A 23,574-nucleotide genomic window follows, 5' to 3' on the forward strand; every position below is an offset into this window, starting at 1 on the left:
ATGGAATAAACGTTCTGCCCAATTCCAAGGCAAAATAGGCCGAAATCGAGCAAATTGCAGCGAATCATGGAATATGTGCGCGGTCTAGATTGGTATTGAAATCGCTGCGTCACCGTGTTGACATGTGGCCGCTGATCTGGTCACGATGTAAATAGTTTACAGCCGTTCAACGTTGAGCGGCCAACCTGGGGGCAGGGGCGGTAATGAGGGTTGGAATTGTTGGCCTGGGCTATCGGCTGGCATACCTGGCGCGGGTGTTCTCCGCGCAGCATCTCGATTTTTCCGTGGTCGGCTATGTCGACCCCCAGCCAGCAGGGCTGCCCTACACCGAGGAGCACGGCGTTCCGGTCGGCAAGTCGTACGCCTCGCTCGAAGACATGCTGGATGGCGAGACGCTCGACCTGCTGATGGTCGGATCGCCCAACCACATGCATCTCGACCATATCCGCATCGGGCTCGAGCGCGGGCTGAAGATCTTCACCGAGAAGCCGGTCGTGGCGACTGTCGACGATACCCTGGCGCTGGCGCGCCTGATTGCCGCCCATGACAAGGACCAGGTGATGGTCGGGCTGGTGCTGCGCTATGCGCCACTCTATGTCGATCTGCGCAAGGCGCAGGCCGATGGGCTCCTGGGCGATATCGTCTCGATCGAGGCGTCGGAGCACATTCCGCCCTATCACGGCGCCTTCTTCATGCGCGACTGGCGCCGCTACGAGCACTATTCGGGCAGCTTCATGCTCGAGAAATGCTGCCACGACCTCGATCTTTACAACGGCGTGATGGGCTGCCGCCCGCGCTACGTTTCGAGCTTCGGCGGGCGCAAGACGTTCATCCCGAAGAACGCACCGCAGGCGACGGGGATCAACGACCTCGAGGTCTACTATCGCAAGCCGAGCGGCTGGATGGGCACCGACAAGGTGTTCGACAGCGACGGCGACATCATCGATTTCCAGACCGCCATCGTAGAATACGAGAACGGCTCGTCGCTCGCCTTCCACACAAATCTCAGCGTTCCCGACGACTTCCGCCGCTTTGCGGTGATGGGCGCCAAGGGCATGGCCGAGGGCGATTTCGTGCGCAACTTCTTCAAGGTCCACGACTCGCGGACGTCCAGCAAGCTGGTCGACAAGACGTACACCGGGACTGACCTGTCGGTGCATTACGGCGCCGACGAGCAGATGGCGACCGACATCACGACGCACACACTCGAGGGCACCCCGCTGCCGGTCTCGGTGGTCGACGCGCTGGAGGCGGGGCTGCTGGCGCTCACGATGGATGAGGCACGCCGAACCCGATCGGTGATCGACATGAACCCGATCTGGCAGCGTTTCGATGCCGCGCTCGCGGGCCGAGTGAGCTAGGAGGCAAGGGCGATGACCGCAAACCGAACTGCCGTCCTCTTCGCCCTCGCCCTTCTGGCACCCGCAGTCGCCTATATCCTCTTTATCGTCGCCTATCCGCTGGTCGACACGATCATCCTGTCGTTCACCAATGCGGCGCTGCGGCCGAAGCTGGATTGGGTCGGGTGGGCGAACTACCAGAAGATCTTCGCCAACTCGAAGTTCACCGAGATCATCATCCGGACGATCTTCTGGACGCTCTGCTCGGTGGGGCTGAAGATGATCATCGGCACCTGCGGCGCGGTGTTGCTCAACGCCGCGATCCCCGGCCAAACTATCTTCCGCATCCTGACCATGCCGCCATGGGTCGTGCCGATGGCCATCGGCATCTACATGTGGGGCTGGATGTACAATGGCCAGTTCGGGATGATCTCGGGCCTGTTGCAGAACTTCGGCATCCTCGACGGCCCCTTCGCCTTCCTCGGCTATCCGACGCCCGCCTTCTGGTCGACCATCGTCACCGACGTCTGGATCGGGGTGCCGATCGTCACGATCTACCTGCTCGCCGCCATCCAGTCGGTGCCCAAGGACCTCTACGAGGCCGCGTGGGCCGATGGGGCAGGGCGCTTCTACCGGTTCCGCCGCATTACGCTGCCGCTGATCCTGCCGGCGATGCTCACCATGTCGCTGCTGTCGCTGATCGCGACCTTCAACTCGTTCGACATCATCTGGATTTTGACCCAGGGCGGCCCGTCGGGGTCGACCACCACCATGATCATCGACACGTTCCAGACCGGTATCCGCTCATCCAAGTACGGCGAGGGCGCGGCGCGGGCGGTGATGATCTGCATCTTCGTGTCGATCTTCTGCCTCGTCTATTTCCGCGCTGTGCGGCGCCTGTCCCAGGGAGCGCTGAAATGAGCCATCTCGCCCGCACTGCCGCGTCGACCGGAGTCATCGCAGCTCCTGCCGCGCCCGCCACCAGGACCCGCCGCGCCCGCGCGGTGACCGGCAAGCCGATGATCGACCGCTATCGCTGGTACGAAATGGTGGCGCTCTATGCCGGCATCGCGGTGTTCCTCGCGTTCGTCCTGGCGCCGTTCGTCGAGGGCTTCCTCGTCTCGCTGAAGCCGCTCGCCCAGCTGTTCTCGACGCCCTACAGCTTCATCCCCAAGAACGGTTCGTTCGACGCCTACATCAACATGTGGACGAGCGTGCCGAGCCTGGGCCGCTACATCTTCAATTCACTGCTGATCTCGACCATCGAGACGGCGATCGTGGTGACGGTCGCGGTGCCGGCGGCCTACGCCTTCGCCCGCTTCAACTTCCCGGCCAGCGGCGTGCTGCTCGCGGCGTTCCTGGCGGTCAACATGTTCTCGGGCGCGGTGCTGCTGATCCCGCTGTTCCGCTTGATGCGCACGGTGGGCCTGCTCAACACCTACTGGGCCCAGATCATCCCCGGCGCGGCCTTCCTCATCCCATCGTCCATCTGGCTGCTTCGCACCTACCTGATGCGCATCCCGCGTGAGCTGGACGAGGCGGCCTGGGTGGACGGGGCCTCGCGGCTCTACACCATGCGCCGCGTCATCCTGCCGCTTGCCATGCCGGGCGTCGTGGTCGTCGCCATCATGACGTTCATCGGTGCCTACGCGCAGCAGTTCATCTTCGCGCTGACCTTCAACTCCAAGACCGAATACATGCCCCTGCCGATCGGCCTCTTCGCCTTTTTCGGCAAGCAGGAAGTGGTTTGGAACGAGCTGATGGCAGCCAGTTTCGTCGGAATCCTGCCGGTCATGATCATCATCGTGTTCCTGCAGCGCTACCTCGTCGCCGGCCTCACCGCCGGGGCGATCAAGCAGTAAGGCCGGGGTGTCGATCCCGGCCGGGGGTAAGCACGCGTTCCTGGGGGACGCGCTAGCAACAAGGGAGACTAACGTGAGTAGAACGACATCACTGCTGGCCGTGTCACTTCTGGCGCTCGCCGGTGCCGCTCCTGCCATCGCGCAGGACGTCAAGGAAATCACCTTCATCAACTGCGGCGACGAACTGACGGCCGGCTACGCGGATTACTTCGCCGCGTGGGAAGCCGACAATCCGGGCTTCAAGGTCGTCCCCGAGGTCGTGGGCTGGGGCCAGTGCCAGGACAAAGTGACGACGCTCGCCGCCGCCGGCACCCCGGTCGGGCTTGCCTATGTCGGCTCGCGTACGCTCAAGCAGTTCGCGCAGAACGACCTGATCGTCCCCATCCCGATGACGGACGAGGAGAAGGCCTCCTACTACAACTTCGTGCCCGAGACCGTGACCTTCGAAGGCACCCAGTGGGGCGTTCCGGTCGCTTTCTCGACCAAGGCGCTGTTCTGGAACAAGGACCTGTTCAAGGCCGCGGGGCTCGACCCCGAGGTTCCGCCCAAGACCTGGGCCGAAGAGATCGCCTTCGCCAAGCAGATCGCCGACAAGACCGACGCGGCAGGCTTCGGTGTCGTCGCCAAGACCTTCGACAACACCATGCACCAGTTCCTGCACTGGGTTTACACCAACAACGGTTCGGTGATCGACGCCGACGGCAACATCACCCTCGACAGCCCGCAGAACCTCGCCGCACTGACCGCGCTCAAGGACATCGTTCCTTACGCGGAAGAGGGCCCGACCGCCTATGAGCAGAACGAAGTTCGCTCGATCTGGCTCGACGGCAAGCTGGGCATGATCCAGGGCGGCGTCGGCGCGGCGCTGCGCGCTGACGAAGCCAAGATGAACTGGGGCGTTGCTCCGCTGCCGGTTGGCCCCGATGCCAAGGGCCCGGGCACGCTGCTGATCACGGACTCGCTGGCGGTGTTCAAGGGCACCGGCGTCGAGGATCAGGCGATCAGCCTCGCCAAGTACATCACCACCGGTGAGCGCCAGTGGGCCGCCGAGATGGCGCAGGGCCTGACCCCGCTCCGTCCGCTCGAGCCGCAGACCAGCGAACTCGTGGCCAAGACGCCGTACTGGAAGCCGTTCCTCGACGGCATCGCGTTCGGTGGTCCCGAGCCGCTGTTCACCGACTATATCGGCCTGCAGAACACTATGATCGAGATGGTGCAGTCCGTCGTGACCGGTGCAGCCGAGCCGCAGGCGGCGCTGACCAAGGCCGCCGCCGACCTCGAGCAATACAAGTAACGTTGCCTCCGCCGGTCGCCGCCTTGCGCGGCGGCCGGCCCATCCGTCCCGCCGAGCGGGCCCGTTGGAGACCTGCATGAGCCAGCTGACGCTCTCGCGCCTCAAGAAATCCTTCGCCGAAATCGAGATCATCAAGGGCATCGACCTCGAGGTGACCGAAGGCGAGTTCGTCGTCTTTGTCGGCCCGTCCGGCTGCGGCAAGTCCACCCTGCTGCGGATGATCGCCGGGCTCGAGGACGTCACCGAGGGTGAGATCGTCATCGGTGGCAAGCCGGTGAAGGATCTGCCGCCGGTCAAGCGCGGCATCGCCATGGTGTTCCAGTCCTACGCTCTCTACCCGCACATGTCGGTGTTCGAGAACATCGCTTTTCCGCTGCGCGTCGAGAAACTGCCCAACAGCGAGGTTACGACCCGCGTCGAGAAGGCCGCCAAGGTGCTGCAGCTCGAAAGTCGGCTACAGCAGCGGCCCGGAACGCTGTCCGGCGGCCAGCGCCAGCGCGTCGCCATCGGCCGCGCCATCGTGCGCGAACCCAAGATTTTCCTGTTCGACGAACCGCTCAGCAACCTCGATGCTGCGCTCCGCTCCGAGATGCGCATCGAGTTGATGGAACTGCACAAGCGGCTCGGCTCGACCATGATCTATGTGACCCACGACCAGGTCGAGGCCATGACCATGGCCGACAAGATCGTGGTGCTGAGCGCCGGGGAGATCGAGCAGGTGGGCTCGCCGCTGGAGCTCTATCACAAGCCCGACAACATGTTCGTCGCCGGCTTCATCGGCAGCCCGAAGATGAACTTCATCGCCGGCCGCTGTACCGCCGCCGACGGCAGCCAGGTCACCGTGGATCTGGGCGCTCTGGGTACGCTGGTGCTGCCGCGCCAGGCGACGCACCTGGTCGGCGAGGCGGTGACGATCGGCGTGCGCCCCGAGCACTTCTCGCTGGGCAAGAAGGATTTCACCCTCAACCTCGTGCCGCGGATCATCGAGCACCTGGGCATCCATACCGTGCTCTATGCCACGCTACCTGCCGGCGAGAGTTTCATTGCGCTGTTCGAAGGTGACCCGCAGGTTGCCGAGGGCGTAGCGGTGGAGGCCAGCTTCTCGCTCGATGCCGCGCATCTGTTCGACGCCGCGGGCAATGCCGTCTATTAGCACCACGACGCGCCCCCGAGCTGGGCGCCGGGGAGGGGCAATGGTCGATCTTGTTGGCCTGTTGCAGACAGAGAAGCACACCTTCACGCCGTCGGAGCGCGCGCTCACGGAAATCGTGCTGGCCGACGTCGATGCGGCGCTGACCCTATCCATCGTCGACCTGGCGGCGCAGGCCAAGGTCTCGCCGCCCACGGTGACGCGCTTCTGCCGGCGCCTTGGTTGCGCCAGCTACGGCGAGTTCCGGGTCCGCCTCGCCCAGAGCCGGTTCGTCGGGCAGCGCTACTTTACCACCGACGCAGGACCCAAGCACGTCCGGGAGATCGCGCAGGGGGTGGTCAACGGCATCCAGTCGACCATCTATCAGACCTTCGACCGGCTTGATTTCGACGCCATCGAGCGGGCGTCGGTGGCGATCGCGAAGGCGAACTATGTGCTCGCCTTCGGTTCGGGCGGCGCTTCGTCGATGGTTGCAGCCGAAACGGAAACCCGCCTGTTCCGGCTTGGGCTGGCGGTCTCATCGTCGCTCGACCATCAGGCGCAGATGATGCGCGCCGCGGGCGCGCCTGCCGGCACGGTGGTCATTGCGTTCTCGCTGAGCGGCAACAACCTGCCGCTGGTGAAGGCGCTCTCGGCGGCGGGCGACAACCAGCTGACGCGCATCGTCGTCACCCGCTCGGGCTCGCCTGTAGCGGGGCAGGCCGACATCCTGCTGCCGATCGACCGGGAGGAGAACACCGATATCCTGCGGCCCACTCCCGGCCGTTATGCCTTTCTCGCCACCGTCGACATTCTGGCACAGACGGTCGCCACCCGCCTCGGTGTTTCGGCCATCGACAGCATGCGTCGGATCAAACACCAACTCGTCGTCAACCGCGACGGGGACGACGCCCAGCCGCTTGGAGACTAGCGGCCGCCTTTCCTTCCATTGCCTCACCGCACCGGCCGGTGCGTCGCTTTCCAAGATTGGATCTTTGCCATGCACATCAGTTTTTCGCTCGTCACCACCTGGACGCCGGCCAAGGACGGCGAGCCGCTCGGCTATGGCATCGAGCTCACCAATACAGGTGACACGCCCGTCAGCAATTTCCAGCTCGGTTTCTCCGGTCCCGCCCGTATCGACCCGCAGGCGACGCTGGAGAACGGCAAGCTTCTTAAGCGCCTCTCCAACCACACGCTGATTGAGCCGCCCGATGGCTATGTGCTCGCGCCCGGTGCCACCTGGGTCGCCACCGCTCGCGGCCTTTCATACGGCCTTCGCCACTGGAGCGATGGCGCCAATACCGGCTATGTCGTGCTTGCCGACGGCACGCTGGTGGCGTTGCCGACGCTGCCCACCAAGGGCAAGGGCAACAACGCTCCGCTGCTGAAGGGCGCGGCGCGCTTCCCGGTGCCGGCCAAGGCGGCGGTCGACGTCTCCATCATCCCATGGCCGCAGTCGGTCGCCACGACCGGCGCGCGCATCGCTCCGGTCGGCTTCGATCTCAAGCCCGAGGGCCAAGCCGCCAATCGCGCCGCCGCGGCGTTCGCCGACCTTGTGGACGATCTCTTCCCGGTCGAAGCGATCGTCCGTCCCGCTTCGGAAGCCGGCATGCCGGTGCACGTGATCGAGACGGCCGGCATGGGCCCCGAGGCCTATGAGGTGCGCTTTGCCGAAAACGGCGCTACGGTTTCGGCAACCACGCGGCAGGGCATGTTCTATGGCCTCGTGACTCTCGGCCATATTCTCCGCGGCGCCCGCCAGCATCCGACGACGTTCGTCTTCCCGACCGGCGGTGCCATTACCGACGCTCCGGGCTTCGTCTATCGCGGCTGCCACCTCGACGTGGCGCGTCAGTTCTATACCGGCGCCGAGGTCAGCCGGCTGCTGAAACTCATGGCCTGGAACAAGATGAACAGGTTCCACTGGCACCTGTCGGAGGACGAAGCATGGCGCGTCCAGATCGATGCCTATCCGGCCCTCACCGAGGTCGGCGCCTGGCGCGGCCACGGCAAGGCCCTGCCGCCGCTGCTTGGCTCAGGTCCGCAGCCGACGGGTGGCTACTACACCAAGGCGACGATCCGGCAGATCGTGGCGCTGGCCGACAGCCTTGCCATCACGGTCATCCCTGAAATCGACATGCCGGGCCATTTCTATGCCGCGCTGCAGTCGGTGCCTGAACTGCGCGATCCGGCGGAGCAGGGCGAGTACCAGTCGGTGCAGGGCTTCCCCAACAACAGCCTCAACCCGGCGCATGAGCCCGTCTACCGCTTCGTCGAAACCGTGGTCGAGGAAGTACTCGACCTCTTCCCCGCCGGCATCTTTCATATTGGGGCCGATGAAGTGCCGCTGGCCGCATGGTCGGGTTCGCCGCTGGCGCTCGACCTGCTCGAAAAGCTGGCAGGGCCCGAGATGCGCAAGAAGCATGAGAGCCAGTTCAACCAACTCGGCAACCATCATGGCGCCGACGAGATCGAAGGCTCTCCGACAGCGATCCTCCAGGCCCATTTCATCCGCCGGGTGCATGAGATCATCAAGCGGAAGGGCGCGATTACCGGCGGCTGGGAAGAGGCGGCGCATGGCGATGCGGTCGACCGGGACAAGGCCTACGTCATTGGCTGGCGCAACGTCGAGATCAACGCGGCACTCGCCGAGCGGGGCTATGACATCGTCGTTTCGCCCGGCCAGCGCTACTATCTGGACATGGCCAATGGCGTGTCCTGGGCCGAGCCCGGTGCCGGCTGGGCCGGCTGGTCCGGGCCGCAGGAAACCTACGAGTTCGACGCCCGCGCCGGCTTTTCCGAACAGGGGCTGAAACACCTGCTCGGCATCCAGTCCTGCATCTGGTCGGAGTCGATGACAGACCGGGCCATCTTCGATCGCCTGGTGTTCCCGCGCCTCTCGGCAGTTGCCGAGTCCGGCTGGACGATGCCGGAGCGCAAGTCCTGGAACCGCTTCAGCGCGCTCGTCGGGCTGATGCCGATCATGTACGGCAACTGGGCCGAGTAAGGACGTCGCAGCAGTCGCAAAATGAGGCCGCGCTCGTCTGCGCGGCCTACCCGGCGACTGGATCCTAGGCGTTGTCGAGAGCCGGAGCGTTGGCGGCTAGCCAGACCTTGTAGCGTTCGACAGTCTCGGCATTGGGCGGATAGACGCCGAAGGTGGACTTGCCGGACTCGATTTCGGATTTCAGGAACTCTTCCTGCAGGTCCATCGCCAGGGCCTCGTCGGCGATTTCATCTGCCCATTTGCGCGGGATGACGATGACGGCCTCGCTGTCTCCGAACATGATGTCGTCGGGATAGACGGCGACGCCGCCGCAGGCGATCGGCTGGTTCATGTCGGAGGCGTGATGGGCAACGAGGTTTGCCGGCGCCGCAGGGCCCAGGCAGAAGGTCGGGAGGCCCAGGGCGGCGATGTCGGCAGTGTCCCGCACCCCGCCATCCAACACGATGCCGGCACACTGCCGATAGATCAGGCGACGCGCGAGAACGGCGCCGATGCCGGCAATCTCGGGCATGTTGCGGCAATCGAGCACCAGCACGTGGCCTTCGGCGATGGTGTCGATGGCCTTGCGCTGGAAGTTGTCCGGGCTCGAGCTGTACTCCGAGCCGTCGATGTCCTCGCGCGCCGGAATGTAGCGCACCGTAAGCGCCGGGCCGACCATGGGATCGGACGCACTGCCAAGCGGCCGCACGCCGCGGATGGCGGTGTTCCTCAGGCCGCGTTTCAGCAGCAGCGAGCTGAGCGTCGCCGAGTTCGTCCGCTTCAGCTTGGCCTGGGTTTCGGCGCTCAATAGTGTCATGCAATCCTCCTTGGCTACATGGCACTTAGCAGACAGCGGTTCGAAAGTTCAATAGAGAACCAGAAGTTTCTTATTTGGCTTCGGGCGACGTGCCGCCGAGAAGGCGGGTCAAGGCATCGGCGACCTCGATGACTTCCTTGCGGATGGCACGCTTTCGCTCGGGGGTCGCATCGCCGATGAACGGCACGCTGACGGCGGCGATAAGTCGGCTCGAGGCATCGAAGATCGGGGCCGCGAGGGCGCGGATGCCGAGCCCCGATTCGAGATTGTCTTCGGCGAATCCATCTTCGCGGATGCGCCGCAGTTCCTCTTCCAGCGCCTCCGGGTCGGTGATGGTGTAGGGCGTGCGGGCCACCAGGCCGCGACCGCAATAGGCGGTGACGTCGGCGCTGCTCGCATAGGCGAGCGCGAGTTTGCCAGCGGCGCCGACATGCTTGGGCGAACGGCTGCCGACCCGCACGGAAAGGGCATATTCCGCAGGGCTTGCCGCCGCCAGGATGGTCAGCATCTCATCGCCCTCGGGGGCGGAGAGCTTCAGCGATTCGTGGATGCGGTCCGCCGCCGACTGCATGATCGGGCGTGCCGCCTCGACCAGCGTGACCCGGTCCGCATTCGGCGAAATCCGGCGGGCGAGTTCGATGAAGCGCGGGCCAAGCTGATAGTTGGCTCCGCCGTTCACCCGCGCCACCAGCCCATGCGCGGCCAGCGAGTTAAGGATCCGGTAGACCGTCGAGCGGGCTGCTCCCAGCTTTTCCACCAGCTCATTCAACGAGATGCCGTCGCCGGCCTCGGCGACCGCGCCCAGCAGGTGCGCCGTCTTCTCAACGACGGGAGAGCCATGCTTGAGTTCATCCATGAAACAGAAATGCCCTATTTGGAACCAAAGTTGACACACAGCTTCAGATGTGGTGTCACATAGCCACATCGATGTCTCATTTGGAACCTAGTCCATCGGAGCGCGTCGGTACAGGGAGGAATGACATGCTTCACAAGTCGACGCTCAACCTGAGCGCCACGCTGCTCGCCGCGCTCTTGATGGGCTCGGTTTTCGCCGGTCCCAGCTTCGCGCAATCAGACGCGCTGACGGTGGTCGTCACCGACGAGCCCAAGTCGCTCGATCCGTGCGACACGGACCTTTCGAACAATTCCCGCGTGTTGCGGAACAATATCACCGAGGCGCTGGTCAATCTCGACCCGGCCAATGGCAACGTGCTGCCGAGCCTCGCCGAGAGCTGGTCGCGGATCGACGACAAGACATGGGAGTTCAAGCTGCGCTCGGGCGTGAGTTTCCACGATGGCACCCCATTCGATGCCAGTGCGGTCGCTGCGGCCCTGACCCGGGCGCAGAATGCCGATCTCGGCTGCGAGGTGGCCAATGCCGATCTCAAGGATGTCGTGTTCACGCCCGAAGTGGTGGACCCGCTGACGCTGCGCGTCACGACAGACGTCGTCGAGCCGATCCTGCCCAACAAGCTGGCGGCGCTCGATATCGGCTCGCCAGCCGCAACCCCGAACGATGCCAAGACCCGCGCTCCGGTCGGCACCGGCCCGTATCAGCTCACAGCCTGGAACGAGGGGCAGTCGGTGGTGCTTTTGGCCTACGAGGGATACTGGGGCGACAAGCCGGCCATCCCGAACGTGACGATCCTCTGGCGGTCGGAATCGGCGGTGCGCGCTGCAATGGTCGATACGGGGGAGGCGCAGATCGCCTTCGAGATTGCGCCGCAGGATGCGACGACCGAGAACGACGTGGCCTATCCCAACGCCGAAACGTCGCTGCTGCGCATCGACCAGGCCATTCCGCCGCTCGACGACAAGCGGGTGCGCGAGGCACTCAACCTTGCCATTGATCGCGACGGGCTGATCGGCACGGTGTTTCATCCGGATGCGCAGAAGGCCATGCAGGTCGTGCTGCCGAGCGTGATCGGTTACAACCCGGATATCCCGGTCTGGCCCTACGATCCGGCAAAGGCCAAGGCCCTGCTCGATGAGGCCCGCGCCGCCGGCGTGTCGGTCGATACCGAGATCGTGCTCTATGGTCGCATCGGAATCTATCCGAATTCGTCCGAAAGTCTCGAGGCGATCCAGGCCATGCTGATCGACGCCGGCTTCAACATCCGGCTCGAGATGATGGAGACCAATCCCTGGATCGAGAAGCTGATCAAGCCGTTCGAGGACGGCCGGGTGCCGAGCATGATCCAGACGCAGATCGACAATACGCAGGGCGACGCCGTGTTCACGCTGCCCAACCGCTTCACGTCGGACGGCAACACCTCGACCATCGCCTCACCCGAGCTCGACAAGCTGATCGCCGATGCGTCGCAGGCGACCGGGGAGGAGCGCCAGAAGCTGTTCCAGCAGGCGTTCGCCTATATCGCGGTAGACGACATCAACATCGTGCCGCTGTTCCACATGGTCACCAGTGCCCGCATCGCGCCGAACGTCGACTACGTCCCAGACGTGCAGGCCGGTAACGAGATCAAGCTCAAGACCATCCGCTATCGCTAACGCGGTCGCATATGGCTCACCCGGTTGCGGCCGGGTGAGCCGCAACAGGATCCCACAATGTCGCCAGCCTATTTCCTGAGACGCGCCGGCTATGCCGTGCTGGCCCTTGCCGGTCTCATGGTGGCGGTGTTCTTCCTCGTCCGGCTGACCGGCGATCCGGTGAACCTTTACCTGCCGGTCGACGCCTCCGCCGCGGCACGCGATGCGATGCGCGTGCGCCTGGGGCTCGACCAGCCGGTCTGGTCCCAGTTCCTCGATTGGGGCGCGCAGATGCTGCGCTTCGATTTTGGCACCTCGCTCTGGCGCAACCGGCCGGCGCTCGAAGTCGTGCTGGAAGCGTTGCCGAATACGCTGGCGCTCGGTGCTATTGCGCTCGCCATCGCTTTTGTCCTCGCGGTGATCGCAGGTTCCCTCGCCGCGCTCCGTCCCGGCGCGGCGCTCGACCGAGTAGTCAATCTTGTCTCGCAGGCCGCGGCCAGCGTGCCGGACTTCTGGCTGGGCTTGATGGGCATCCTGGTGTTCGCCGTGACGCTCAGGCTGCTTCCCACGTCGGGCTTTGGCGGGCCGATCTATTGGGTGCTTCCGGTTGCCTGTCTCTTCGCGCGGCCCTTCGGCACGCTGGTGCAGATCGTGCGCGGTTCGATGATCGAGGCGCTGAATGCAAGCTTCGTGCGGACCGCGCGCGCCAAGGGCGCCCGTGAGGGACGCGTCACATTCGTCCATGCGCTCCGCACCGCGCTCCTCCCGGCCATCACCGTCACCGGCGATCTTGCTGCGCAGTTCGCTGGGGGCGGTGGCGTGGTCGAGGTGGTGTTCGGGTTTCCCGGCATCGGCAAGCTCCTGATCGACGGCATCCTGAAGCGCGACTTCGCGCTGGTGCAGGCGAGCATCTTCTGCGTCGCGATCGTCATCTTCCTCATCAACATCCTCGTCGACCTGCTCTATGCAGCCATCGACCCGCGCGTGAGGCTCGATCAATGACCGAGCTTGCCACTGCCGAAGGCCTGGCGCCGAAGACCTCAACCGCGAGCCGTGTCAAATGGATGGGTCGTGCCCTCACTGGCGACCCGATGGCGCTGGCGGCCGTGGCCTGGCTGGCCATCGTACTTTTCCTCGTCATCGCCGACGCAAGCGGGATGTTTACTGCCGCGGGGAAGGTCAATCTCAAGGCGCGGAACCTGCCGCCTTTTGACTTCAGCCGCGACTGGACGCTGTGGCTGGGCGGCGATGCACTCGGCCGCTCGCTGCTGGCGCGGCTCGCCGATGCAGCCGCCGCCTCGATCGGCATTGCCTTGTCCGCTGTGCTCAGCAGCCTCGTCGTCGGCACCGCGCTGGGGCTGGTAGCGGGATATTTCGGCGGACTCGTCAGCACGCTGATCATGCGCGTTTCCGACATCATCATGGGCTTTCCGACACTGCTTGTGGCGCTGGTCGCGCTCTACCTGTTCGGGCCTAGCGTCACCAACCTCGTCATCGTCCTCGCGGTAACGCGGCTGCCCGCCTATATCCGCGTCGCCCGCGCCGACGTGCTGGAAGTGCGTGAGCGGCTCTTCGTCGATGCGTCGCGCACCTTCGGGGCAGGGCCGGTTTGGATCATCTCGCAGCACATCCTGCCTGTGGTCGCACCCACCATGCTGACGCTCGCGTCGGTGAACATCGCGATGGTGATGCTGTTCGAGTCCGGCCTCAGCTATCTTGGTCTCGGCATCCAGCCGCCCGGCGTCAGCTGGGGGCTGATGGTGGCGCAGGGGCAGGGCTATCTCGGCACGGCTTGGTGGCTGGCCTGCTTCCCCGGCCTCGCCGTCATGCTGACCACCATGTCGTTCAACCTGCTCGCCAACTGGTTCCGGATCGTCAACGACCCGTCGCAACGCTGGCGCCTGACAACGCAGAGGCGCGGCAAATGAGCCTGCTCGAAGTGCGCGATCTGGCCGTTACCTTCGATACCGCAGCCGGCCGTATCCTCGCGCTTAATGGGGTGTCGTTTTCGCTCGAGCGCGGCGAGGTGCTGGCGCTGCTTGGAGAGAGCGGTTCGGGCAAGAGCGTCACGGCGTCGGCCATCATGGACCTGGTCCCGACACCGCCGGGCGCGATCGCCGGCGGCACCATCAAATTCGATGGGACGAACCTGCTTCAGCTGCCGCATGCGGAGCGCCGCAGTATCTGTGGCGATCGGGTCGCACTGATCTTCCAGGATGCGCTGGCAGCGCTGAACCCGGTCTATACGGTCGGCTGGCAGATCGCGGAGATGTTCCGCATCCACGGCAAGAAGCGCGGCGCTGACATCGACGCGGCGGTGATCGATCTCCTCGCGGCCGTCGGCATCCCCGATCCCGCGCAGCGCGCGAAGCAATACCCGCATCAGTTCTCGGGTGGCATGCGCCAGCGCATCATGATCGCCATGGCGGTGGCGCTCGAGCCGGACATCATCATCGCCGACGAGCCGACCACGGCGCTCGATGTCACCATCCAGGCGCAGATCGTCGATCTGCTCGATACGGTGCGGAAGCGCAGCGGGGCGGGGATGATCTTCATCACCCACGATCTCGGGGTCGTTGCCGAGATCGCCGACCGCGTGGCCGTGATGTATGCGGGGCGCATCGTCGAGACGGCGAGCGTGTTCGAGCTCTTCGCGACGGCGCAACATCCCTACAGCCAGGGCTTGCTTGCCTCGCAGCCGCGCATTGATGTGTCCGGTGACGAGCTGGTGCCTATTCCGGGTTCGGCGCCCAATCCTGCCGCGCTTCCGTCGGGCTGTGCCTTCCGGACGCGTTGCCCGAGGGCGCAAGCGGTTTGCGCTGCCGTGGTTCCGGTGCTCGAAGCGGCGGGCCCTGGCCGCGAGGTTGCCTGTCACTTCCCAGGGGATGCCCGATGACGGCGCCGTTGCTCGATGTTTCCTCACTGGCCAAGCATTTCGGCATACCGGCGGCGCCAGTGCGGGCGGTAGATGGTGTGAGCTTCGCCATCGCTCGGGGCGAGACGCTGGGGCTGGTCGGCGAGAGCGGCTGCGGCAAGACCAGCCTCGTTCGTACGCTGCTGCGGCTCAACGCGCCTACCAGCGGCACGGCGGTGCTCGACGGTGTCGATATCGCCGCAGCGAAAGGCCGGGAGTTGCGCGCCATCCGACGCAAGATGCAGGTGGTGTTCCAGGATCCATACCAGTCGCTGAACCCTCGCATGAGGGTTGATCGGATCATTTCCGAGCCATGGGCGCTGCATCGCGATGTGGTGCCGCGCGCTCAGTGGAGTGTCGAGATTGCACGCTTGCTGGCGGACGTTGGTTTGAGGGCCGAGCATGCCGAGCGCTATCCGAACGAATTCTCCGGTGGCCAGCGCCAGCGGCTCGGCATCGCGCGGGCGCTCGCGCTCAAGCCGTCGCTGCTGGTTTGCGACGAGCCGGTTTCGGCGCTCGATGTGTCGGTGCAGGCGCAGGTGATCAACCTGCTGGCGAAGCTTCGGCGCGACCGCAATCTCGCCATGCTGTTCGTGGCGCATGACCTCGCTGTTGTCCGCCACGTGTCGGACCGGGTGATGGTGATGTATCTTGGCCGCATCATCGAGAGCGGTCCGACCCACTCGATCTTCACCGCGCCGCGCCACCCGTACACGCAAGCGCTGCTTTCGGCAGTCCCGACGCCCGATCCGACGCTGCGCGGCAAGCGGAAGCGCATCGTGCTCGCCGGCGACCTGCCGAGCCCGGCCAATCCGCCAAGCGGTTGCCGCTTCCGTACTCGCTGCTGGAAAGCCACGTCGAAATGCGCCGAGGTGGAACCAGAGTTGACCGCCCAGCCTGGCGGGCTGATGACGGCCTGCCACTACCCTGAGGCGCCGAGCGATCGATAGCCTTGATCGGGCTGGCCGGAGTGGGAATACTCCAACCATCCTCATCGTCGTGGCGATGGACTCTGGCTATCCTGCTCGCCTCCCGCGCTTAATCATCAAGTAGGAACCGGCGGATGAGCGACCTTGTGATCAGCGTCACCGACACGCCATCGGCCGAGGACCTCCAGGTTATCGGGGGGCGCCTCGCGGCGTTCAATGACGCCGATGTCGGGCCGGCTGATCGTAAGCCGCTAGTCGTCGTCGCGCGTGATGACGCGGGCGGGATAGCCGGTGGGATTTCGGGCTACACGGCTTGGGGTTGGCTCTACGTGCAGTGGCTCTGGGTCGGCGAGGCGGGGCGCGGCGAAGGACTGGCTGGCCGAATGTTGGCGACGGCTGAAGGCGAGGCGCGGACGCGGGGCTGCCATGGCGCCTACATCGACACCTTCAACCGCATCGCGCTCAAGGTCTATCAGCGTGCCGGCTATGTGCCTTTCGGCGCGCTGGAGGATTTTCCCAAAGGCCGGACGCGGACGTTTCTGCAGAAGCGGCTCTAGGCCACCAGGCGACCACCCAGCAGTGGATGCGGGGCGCCGGTGGTCGTCGGGAAGCTGATCGGCAAGCCGCGCAGCACGCGCACGGCGAGGAAGGCAAAGCACTCTGCCTCGATGGCGTCGCCGCGCCAGCCGACCGCCTCGGCGGGGACGGCTTCGACGTTGGCGCGGGTTTTCAGCATTTCCATGATCAGCGGGTTGTGCCTGCCGCCACCGCAGACCACGATCCTCTTTGGCCGGCTCGGCAGCAGGTCCAGGCCCTTGCCGACTGCGGCGGCGGTGAACGCCGTGAGCGTTGCTGCACCGGTCGCGGGATCAAGGCCGTCGGCCATCGCCGAGGTGAAGTCGAAGCGATCGAGCGACTTGGGCGGCAGCGCCGCGAGATAGGGGTGTTGCAGGAGCTTCATGAGTCGTGCCTCGTCCACCGTGCCGGTGCGGGCGAAGGCACCGTCCCGATCCATGTCGCCGAGGCCATGCGCTTTCATGAAGTCGTTGAGCGGGGCGTTGGCAGGGCCCGTGTCGAAGGCGACAAGCCGATCGGCACCATCCCAGTAGGTAACGTTGGCGACGCCGCCGAGGTTCAGCACGGCCGTCTCGCCATGGGCGCCGAGGCTGCGCAGCAGCGCCTGGTGATAGATTGCGGCGAGCGGCGCGCCCTGGCCGCCGGCCCGCACGTCGGCGGAGCGGAAATCGTAGGCGACCTTCACACCGAGCAGCTCATGCATCAGCTCGCCATCGCCGAGCTGGCGGGTGGCGCCAATGCGGCCCGGCTGTGGGGCGCGGTGTAGCACCGACTGGCCATGAAAGCCGACGACGCCGATATCGGCCATGCTGAGGCCGGCGCTCTCCACCAGTTCCTTCACCGCCGCCGCCTGCGCGCGGGTCAGCATCTCCTCTGCCTTGGCGAAAATCGCCGGATCGGGCCCCTCGAAATTCCACGTGCGCGCTTGCGTCAGCGTCTCTTCGAGCGTGTCGCGGATCGATTGGGGGTAGGGGGCCAGCGTGTAGGCGCCGAAGCGTTCGATGCTCTCGCCGTCGGTTCTCAGCAGCGCCACGTCGATATTGCCGTCGAGCACGGTGCCGGTCATCAGTCCCACGGCCCAGATCGGTTGCATGACAGTCTCCTAGTCCGAGTTCACGAGGTCACCCACCGCGCGGCGCAGCGCGATGATGCCGCTGTCGAAGTGCCGTGTGGGGTGCACGCGATTGGTGAGCAGCGTCCAGGCGCGCCCGCCGGCGAAGTCGATCCACAGGCCCACGCCGGTGAAGCCGGTATGGCCGATGGTTTCGGCCGAGCAGCGATCGCCGCCCGACCAGCCTTCGTAGGGTTGTTCCCAGCCGTGCGTGCGGCGGGGCGATAACGGCGTGCGCATCAATGCGATGCTGCTTGCCGCCGCGCCCTTGCCGCTCAGCAGCCCCTCCGCATAGCCGAGCACCGACGCGGCGGTACCGAACAGCCCCGCATGGCCGGAACCCTGCAGCGCATAGCAATTCTCGTCATGCACCTCGCCTACGACGACGCGGCCGCGCCAGGCATCCTGCTCGGTGGCCGCCGCCTGCTGCGGATCGGCGGACCAGGCGAAACCCGGACCGGGGTCCTGTTGCCGGGTGAGCTTTCCGCTCAACCGCTCGAGGGCGATGCCGAGGAGGATGAAGTTGATGTCGGAATAGACCGGCGGCCCGGCCTGCCACTCGTTCTGCAGCACCCACGCGCGCAAGAGGTTCGGGTCGCTACCATAGGTGTAGATCGGCACCACGCCGGGGAACGGCGTCTGGTGCCCCAGGCACTGGCGGAAGGTGAGCTTCCGCTCCCAGGCGTTGTCGGGGTTGTACTGGCGGAAATCGGGGATCACCGAGATCAGCGGCGCGTCGAGGTCGATGGTGCCGGCCTCGGCCAGCGCCAGGATGCGCGGCGTGGTGAAGATCACCTTGGTCAGCGACGCGAGGTCGAACCAGGTATCGTCGGTCATCGGCCGCTGCTTCGGGATCAATTGCGCCGAGCCGATCGAACGCACGGCCCGGTTGCCGTCACGGTCGACGACGCCGAGCACCCCGCCGGGAATGCGTTTTGCTTCCACGGCTGCGTGCAGTGGCGCGAAGGCGCGATCGAGCGTGGCGTCCAGGCTCATGCAACTTCCTCCACGCGCACGCGATGATCCTCGCCGGCTTCGCGCCACTTGGCCGGTGCAGGTTCGAACCCGACCGGTCGTACCAGCGACGGCACTTGCGTTGCGTCCACGGTGAAGTGTTGGCGCCGGCGCTCGATCGCCGGCACCGCCGCGATCAGGCGCTTGGTGTAGCTGTGCTGCGGCGAGCCGAGCACCGCGCCGGCATTGCCGATCTCGACGATCTGGCCGGCATACATCACGGCGACGCGGTGGGCGATGCGCTCGACCACCGCCATGTCGTGCGAGATGAACAGATAGGCGAGACCGAACTCGCGCTGCAGGTCGATCAAGAGGTCGAGGACGCGCGCCTGGACGCTGACATCGAGCGCCGACACCGCCTCGTCGAGCACCACCACGTCGGGGTTCAGCATCAGGGCCCGGGCGATGCAGAGCCGCTGGCGCTGACCGCCGGAGAACTGGTGCGGGTAGCGGGTGAGGGCATCCTTGGTGAGGCCGACGCGCTCTAGCAGGAACGCCATCCGCTCGCGCAGCTTGGCGTCGACGCGCTGGCCCGCGGCGATGGCAGGCTCGGCGAGCAGACCCTCGACATTGAGGCGCGGGTTGAGCGAGGCGTAGGGGTCCTGGAACACCATTTGCACGGGCCGGCCGCTGCGGCCGGACTTCGCCTCGATCCGCCCGCGCGTCGCCTTGACGAGCCCGAGGATGGCGCGGGCGGTGGTCGATTTGCCCGAGCCACTCTCGCCGACGATGGCGAGCGTCTCGCTGGGCACGAGGTCGAAATCGACGCCATCAACAGCATGCACTGCGCCGGCTTTGGTACGGAACAGCCCCTTCACCACCGGGAAGCGCACTGCGAGGTTGTCGACCGTGACGATTGGCGCAGCGCCAGTGCGAGCGCCGTCATGGCGCACCGTGTTGCCAAAGGTGAAATGCGGGACGGCCTTCAGCAGGTGCTTCGTGTAGTCATGCTGCGGGTTGTCGAGCACGGCATCGAGCGCGCCTTGCTCCACTGCGACGCCGTTCTGCATCACCATGATCTCGTCGGCAATGCCGGCGACGAGGCCGATGTCGTGGGTGATGAAGATCATCGCCATGCCGAGCTCTTCGCGGAGTTCGGCCAGCAGCGCCATGATCTGCGCCTGCACGGTCACGTCGAGTGCCGTGGTCGGCTCATCCGCGATCAGGAGGCGCGGGTTGCTGGCCAGCACCATGGCGATCATCACGCGCTGCCGCATGCCGCCCGACAGCTGGTGCGGATAGTACTTCAGCCGCTGCGCCGCATCCGGAATGCGCACCCGGTCGAGCGCCTCGCGGGCAGCGCGTGTGGCATCGGCGCCGGTGAGGCCCCGGTTGAGCCGGAAGGCTTCCTCGACCTGCGCGCCAACGGTGTGCACCGGGTTGAGCGAGGTCATCGGCTCCTGGAAGATCATGCCGATATCGCGACCGCGCACATGCGTCAGCGTCGGCTCGTCTGCCGTGGTCACGTCGAGCATCGAGCCGTCTCTTCGCTGCAGCTCGATGCTGCCCCCGGTGATCCTGCCGCCACCGAAATCGACCAGCCGGTTGATCGACAGTGCCGTCACCGACTTGCCCGAGCCGCTCTCGCCAACGATGGCGAGCGTCTTGCCGGCGGGCAGCTCGAAGCTGACGCCCTTGACCACTTCGTTGGCCTTGGGATCGCGGCCGAAGCCGACCCGGAGGTCGCGGACCGAGAGGAGGGCGTTCATGCGGCTCTCCCCTGGGTGCGTGGATCGAGGATGTCGCGCAGTGCATCGCCAAGCAGGTTGAAGCCGAGGATGGCGAGCATGATAGTGAGGCCGGGGAATACCATCAGCCAGGGTGCGCGCGTCATCATCGACTTGCTCTCGGCGAGCATCACCCCCAGCGACGGCGCCGGTGGCTGTGTGCCGAGGCCGAGGAAGCTCAGGCCGGATTCGGTCAGCAGCGCCCAGGCCAGCGCCAACGTGATCTGCACCGTCAGCGGCGCGACGAGGTTGAGCAGGAGGTGCCGCGTGAGGATGTAGCCCTGTGAGCTGCCGAAGGTGCGTGCCGCTTCGACGAACTCGCGCGCCTTGAGCGCCAGCGCCGGCGCCCGCACCACGCGGGCAAAGATCGGCGTGTAGACGATGCCGATCGCAATGATGCTGGTCACCATCCCGGCCCCCTCGATCGCGACGATCAGTAGCGCCAGCAGAATCGCCGGGAAGGCCAGCAGCACGTCCATCGTCCGCATCAAGACGCCATCCCACAGGTGGCCCCACCAGGCAGCGAACAGCCCGATCACCGCCCCGGCGGTCGACGCAACAGCGACCGACGCGAAAGCGACGATGAAGGACTCGCTGATCCCCAGCATCAGGCGGCTGAAGGTATCGCGGCCGAGGAGGTCCGTACCGAACCAGTAGGTGGCGCTGGGCGGTTTCAGGCGGTCGACGATGAACTGCTTCAACGGATCGTGCGGCGTGAGGCCGATGGCACCAAGCCCGGCGAGGATGAGGAAGACCAGGATGATCGCCGCGCCGATCCGGCCACTGGGGTGCCGCTGCACCGCCTTGAGCAACTCCATCACTTGCCCCCGAGCCGGATACGCGGATCGAGCGCCGCATAGGCGAGATCGACAAGGAGGTTCACGACGAGAAAGTTGAGGGCGATGAAAAGCACCGCGCCCTGCACCAGCGGATAGTCGCGCTGGCTGATGGCGTCGAGCGTCAGCCGGCCGAGCCCCGGCAGGGCGAAGATCTGCTCGACGATCACGGCGCCACCGAGCAGGTAGCCGAACTCTACGCCGCTCAGCGTCACCACCGGAATCAGGGCATTGGGCAGCGCGTGGCCCCAGACCACATCGCGCTGTGAGGCGCCCTTGCTGCGCGCCGTGCGCACATAGTCGTCGCTCAGCACGTCGAGCATGGCGGAGCGCGAGATGCGCGTCACCGCCGCCGCGAAGCTGAGGCCCAGCGTGATCGACGGCAGGATCATCTGGCTCAGGTTGCCGATCGGATCGACGAACAGCGGGGTGAACGAGCCCATCGCCGGCAGCATGCGGAAGGTCACCGAGAGGAAGTAGATCAGCACCAGCCCGACGACGAAGCTCGGTGTCGATTGCCCGAGCATGGCGAAGAGCCGCACCACCAGGTCGGAGGGGCGGTCGGCGCGCGTCGCGGCGAAGACTCCCGCGGGAATGCCGACGGCGAGTGAAATGATCATCGACAGGAGCGCCAGCTCGAGGGTGAGCGGGAAGCGCGCGACGATCACCTCGAGCACCGGCTTGCCGTAGGTCACCGAGATACCGAGGTTGCCCTCGAACAGCCCGGCAAGCCAGCGCCCGTACTGCACGAAGATGGGCTGGTCGAGGCCGAAATAGGCGGCCAGCGAAGCCCGCTGCGCCTCCGTCAGCAATCCCGCCTCGGTGCCCAGCATCGCGATGATCGCGTCGCCGGGCACCAGCCGGATGGCAAAGAACACCAGCAGCGATACGCCCAGCAGGACCAGCGGGAACGTCAGCAGCCGTTGCGTGAGATAGTTCATGTCGGCCGCACCTGCTTCATGGTGAGGCGGGCCCGGGGCCCGCCTCAAACAATCACTGACCCACGGTCACCTTGCTGAGCGAGAACAGCAACCCGCTCGGATTGACCTCGTAGCCCTTCACGCTGTCGAGGTTTGCCGTGTAGGTCACGGTGCTCGAAATCCATACCCACGGGGCCAGCTCGGCAAGGCGCGCCTCGAACTGCTGGAAGATCGGCTTGCGCTTGGCGACGTCGGTTTCGACCCGGCCTTCCTGCAGCAGCTTGTCGAGTTCGGGATCGGCGAAGTTCGACACCTTCACCAGGTTACCGTCCTTGGTGAAGTAGCGGTTGTACATCGGATACGGATCGGGGCGGCCACCGTTCTGGGCCACCGCCATGTCGAAATCACCCTTCAGCCAGGTGTCGACATAGACCTTGAGGTCCATGGTCTTGATGTTGAGCTTGACGCCGATTGCGGCGAGCTGGCTCTGCAGCACCTGCGCTTCGTTGGCGGCATAGGGCGGCTCGCCGGTCGCGGCGATCACATCGACCGAGAAGCCGGCTTCGAGCCCCGCTTCCTTCATCAGCGCTTTGGCCTTCTCGACGTCCTGCGTATAGCAGAACAGGGTCGAGGGGTCGGAAGCATAGGCTTCCATGGTCAGGGGGCCCGTAACCTTGCCCTCGCCGATCAGCGCGGTGTCGATGATTTCCTGCCGGTTGACGGCGCAGGAGATAGCTTGCCGGACCTTGAGGTTGTCCATCGGCGGCCGCGATGGGTTCATCTGCAACACATTGTAGGCGAGGCCCGGGATGCGGTTGAGCGTCATACCCTGCTCACCCGGAATGAGCGTCGCGACCGTCGGATCGTTGAACAGCGCGAAGTCCGTCTGGTTGGCGCGCATCGAGTCGATGATGGCGCTCTCGGATGGCAGCACCGAGATGGTGATGCCGTCGACGCCGACCTTGCCGCCGGCCCAGTTCGGGTTGGCGCTCAGCACGTCCTTCACGTTCGGATCCCACTCGTCGAGCACGAACGGGCCCGATCCGATGGCCTTGGTGCCGATGCTGCCGTCGGCCACCGCGCTCGCCGGAACGATCGAGGCGTTGGTGCCCGACATGGCGACGAGGATCGGCGCGTCGGGCTGGCTCAGGTGAAACACCACGGTCTGCGGGTCGGGCGTGTCGATCGATGCGATTGAGAGGAAGTTGGCACGCGCCGCGGCGGCTGTCGCCTCATCGAGCAGGCGCTCGTAGGAGGCCTTCACATCGGCGGAGGTCACCGCATCGCCCGTCGAGAATTTCGCGTTCGGGTCGAGCTTGAAGGTCAGCGTCAGCCCGTCGGCCGAGAATTCCCAGCTTGTCGCGATGGCGGGCGACACATTGTACTTGGCGTCGAGGCGCACCAGCGGCTCGTAGATCAGCTCGAGCAGGCGCAGCGAGGAGAACGCTGTCTGCTTATGCGGGTCGAGCCCGGTCGCATCCTGCGACCAGGCCATGCGGAGGCTGGCGGCTTGCACGGGCAGGGCGAAGGCGGTGGTCAGCGTTGCGGCGACGGCGAGGCCGGCGAGCAATCGTTTGGTGTTGGTCAAGTGCATGGTATTTTCCCTCTCTGTTTCAGTCTCGGCCGGTG

General features: G+C 65.5%; 21 protein-coding genes. 13 read left to right on the top strand and 8 right to left on the bottom strand.

All coding sequences use genetic code 11. From position 1 onward, the window contains the following. Positions 1-203 precede the first annotated feature (203 nt). The 7 genes from AC1DV8_RS21570 to AC1DV8_RS21600 all read left to right on the top strand — a co-directional run bounded on the left by AC1DV8_RS21570 (position 204) and on the right by AC1DV8_RS21600 (position 8,635). A complete protein-coding gene (locus tag AC1DV8_RS21570) occupies positions 204-1,361 on the top strand; it encodes a Gfo/Idh/MocA family protein (RefSeq protein WP_477158864.1) in 1,158 nt (385 codons plus the stop codon). A gap of 12 nt (positions 1,362-1,373) precedes the next feature. After that, on the top strand, positions 1,374-2,261 hold the full coding sequence (locus tag AC1DV8_RS21575; protein ID WP_477152115.1) for a carbohydrate ABC transporter permease: 888 nt from the start codon (positions 1,374-1,376) through the stop codon (positions 2,259-2,261). Positions 2,262-2,359: 98 nt separating this feature from the next. Then, positions 2,360-3,202 (top strand): carbohydrate ABC transporter permease, encoded by an 843-nt coding sequence (locus AC1DV8_RS21580; RefSeq protein ID WP_477152149.1) that lies wholly within the window; start codon positions 2,360-2,362, stop codon positions 3,200-3,202. Between the two features lie 94 nt (positions 3,203-3,296). Next, positions 3,297-4,496 carry an extracellular solute-binding protein gene (locus tag AC1DV8_RS21585; RefSeq protein WP_477152150.1) on the top strand — a complete coding sequence of 400 codons (1,200 nt, stop codon included), beginning with the start codon at positions 3,297-3,299 and terminating at the stop codon, positions 4,494-4,496. 76 nt (positions 4,497-4,572) lie between these two features. Further along, positions 4,573-5,649 carry an ABC transporter ATP-binding protein gene (locus AC1DV8_RS21590; RefSeq protein ID WP_477158865.1) on the top strand — a complete coding sequence of 359 codons (1,077 nt, stop codon included), beginning with the start codon at positions 4,573-4,575 and terminating at the stop codon, positions 5,647-5,649. Between the two features lie 40 nt (positions 5,650-5,689). After that, positions 5,690-6,556, top strand: a complete 867-nt coding sequence (locus AC1DV8_RS21595) for a MurR/RpiR family transcriptional regulator (protein ID WP_477158866.1) — start codon at positions 5,690-5,692, stop codon at positions 6,554-6,556. Between the two features lie 69 nt (positions 6,557-6,625). Then, positions 6,626-8,635, top strand: coding sequence for a family 20 glycosylhydrolase (locus AC1DV8_RS21600; protein WP_477158867.1), 2,010 nt, complete (start codon positions 6,626-6,628; stop codon positions 8,633-8,635). 64 nt (positions 8,636-8,699) lie between these two features. Here the strand turns inward: AC1DV8_RS21600 and AC1DV8_RS21605 are convergent, their stop codons facing one another. Continuing rightward, positions 8,700-9,431: a ribonuclease activity regulator RraA gene (locus AC1DV8_RS21605; protein ID WP_477152119.1), complete on the bottom strand. Its 732-nt coding sequence runs from the start codon at positions 9,429-9,431 to the stop codon at positions 8,700-8,702. Between the two features lie 70 nt (positions 9,432-9,501). Beyond that, complete coding sequence (locus AC1DV8_RS21610; RefSeq protein WP_477158868.1) at positions 9,502-10,287, bottom strand: IclR family transcriptional regulator; 786 nt, start codon at positions 10,285-10,287, stop codon at positions 9,502-9,504. 179 nt (positions 10,288-10,466) lie between these two features. On the opposite strand from AC1DV8_RS21610, the gene AC1DV8_RS21615 reads away from it, so the two are divergent. The 6 genes from AC1DV8_RS21615 to AC1DV8_RS21640 all read left to right on the top strand — a co-directional run bounded on the left by AC1DV8_RS21615 (position 10,467) and on the right by AC1DV8_RS21640 (position 16,318). Then, entirely contained in the window at positions 10,467-11,939 is a 1,473-nt protein-coding gene (locus tag AC1DV8_RS21615) for an ABC transporter substrate-binding protein (protein WP_477158890.1), read from the top strand. A gap of 57 nt (positions 11,940-11,996) precedes the next feature. Next, positions 11,997-12,920 (top strand): ABC transporter permease, encoded by a 924-nt coding sequence (locus AC1DV8_RS21620; RefSeq protein WP_477152121.1) that lies wholly within the window; start codon positions 11,997-11,999, stop codon positions 12,918-12,920. Beyond that, complete coding sequence (locus AC1DV8_RS21625; protein ID WP_477152122.1) at positions 12,917-13,846, top strand: ABC transporter permease; 930 nt, start codon at positions 12,917-12,919, stop codon at positions 13,844-13,846. Before AC1DV8_RS21620 ends, AC1DV8_RS21625 begins: the two co-directional genes overlap by 4 nt. After that, on the top strand, positions 13,843-14,814 hold the full coding sequence (locus tag AC1DV8_RS21630; protein WP_477158869.1) for an ABC transporter ATP-binding protein: 972 nt from the start codon (positions 13,843-13,845) through the stop codon (positions 14,812-14,814). The genes AC1DV8_RS21625 and AC1DV8_RS21630 overlap by 4 nt, the downstream gene beginning before the upstream one ends. Further along, positions 14,811-15,782, top strand: coding sequence for an ABC transporter ATP-binding protein (locus tag AC1DV8_RS21635; protein ID WP_477158870.1), 972 nt, complete (start codon positions 14,811-14,813; stop codon positions 15,780-15,782). Before AC1DV8_RS21630 ends, AC1DV8_RS21635 begins: the two co-directional genes overlap by 4 nt. Positions 15,783-15,895: 113 nt before the next feature. Further along, positions 15,896-16,318, top strand: a complete 423-nt coding sequence (locus AC1DV8_RS21640; protein ID WP_477158871.1) for a GNAT family N-acetyltransferase — start codon at positions 15,896-15,898, stop codon at positions 16,316-16,318. Here the strand turns inward: AC1DV8_RS21640 and AC1DV8_RS21645 are convergent. From AC1DV8_RS21645 to AC1DV8_RS21670, 6 genes are read right to left on the bottom strand one after another with little or no spacing between them, the layout of a single operon-like run. Continuing rightward, complete coding sequence (locus tag AC1DV8_RS21645) at positions 16,315-17,430, bottom strand: anhydro-N-acetylmuramic acid kinase (RefSeq protein WP_477158872.1); 1,116 nt, start codon at positions 17,428-17,430, stop codon at positions 16,315-16,317. The two genes, AC1DV8_RS21640 and AC1DV8_RS21645, sit on opposite strands and share 4 nt — an antisense overlap. A 9-nt stretch (positions 17,431-17,439) precedes the next feature. Continuing rightward, entirely contained in the window at positions 17,440-18,444 is a 1,005-nt protein-coding gene (locus AC1DV8_RS21650) for a serine hydrolase domain-containing protein (protein WP_477158873.1), read from the bottom strand. Continuing rightward, positions 18,441-20,171 carry an ABC transporter ATP-binding protein gene (locus AC1DV8_RS21655; protein WP_477158874.1) on the bottom strand — a complete coding sequence of 577 codons (1,731 nt, stop codon included), beginning with the start codon at positions 20,169-20,171 and terminating at the stop codon, positions 18,441-18,443. The genes AC1DV8_RS21650 and AC1DV8_RS21655 overlap by 4 nt, the downstream gene beginning before the upstream one ends. Continuing rightward, positions 20,168-21,007, bottom strand: a complete 840-nt coding sequence (locus AC1DV8_RS21660) for an ABC transporter permease (protein ID WP_477158875.1) — start codon at positions 21,005-21,007, stop codon at positions 20,168-20,170. Before AC1DV8_RS21660 ends, AC1DV8_RS21655 begins: the two co-directional genes overlap by 4 nt. Then, on the bottom strand, positions 21,007-21,966 hold the full coding sequence (locus AC1DV8_RS21665) for an ABC transporter permease (RefSeq protein ID WP_477158876.1): 960 nt from the start codon (positions 21,964-21,966) through the stop codon (positions 21,007-21,009). The genes AC1DV8_RS21660 and AC1DV8_RS21665 overlap by 1 nt, the downstream gene beginning before the upstream one ends. A gap of 52 nt (positions 21,967-22,018) precedes the next feature. Continuing rightward, positions 22,019-23,539 (bottom strand): ABC transporter substrate-binding protein, encoded by a 1,521-nt coding sequence (locus AC1DV8_RS21670; RefSeq protein ID WP_477158877.1) that lies wholly within the window; start codon positions 23,537-23,539, stop codon positions 22,019-22,021. Between the last annotated feature and the right edge of the window lie 35 nt (positions 23,540-23,574).

It is taken from the genome of Devosia sp. P3_B2, assembly GCF_056402875.1.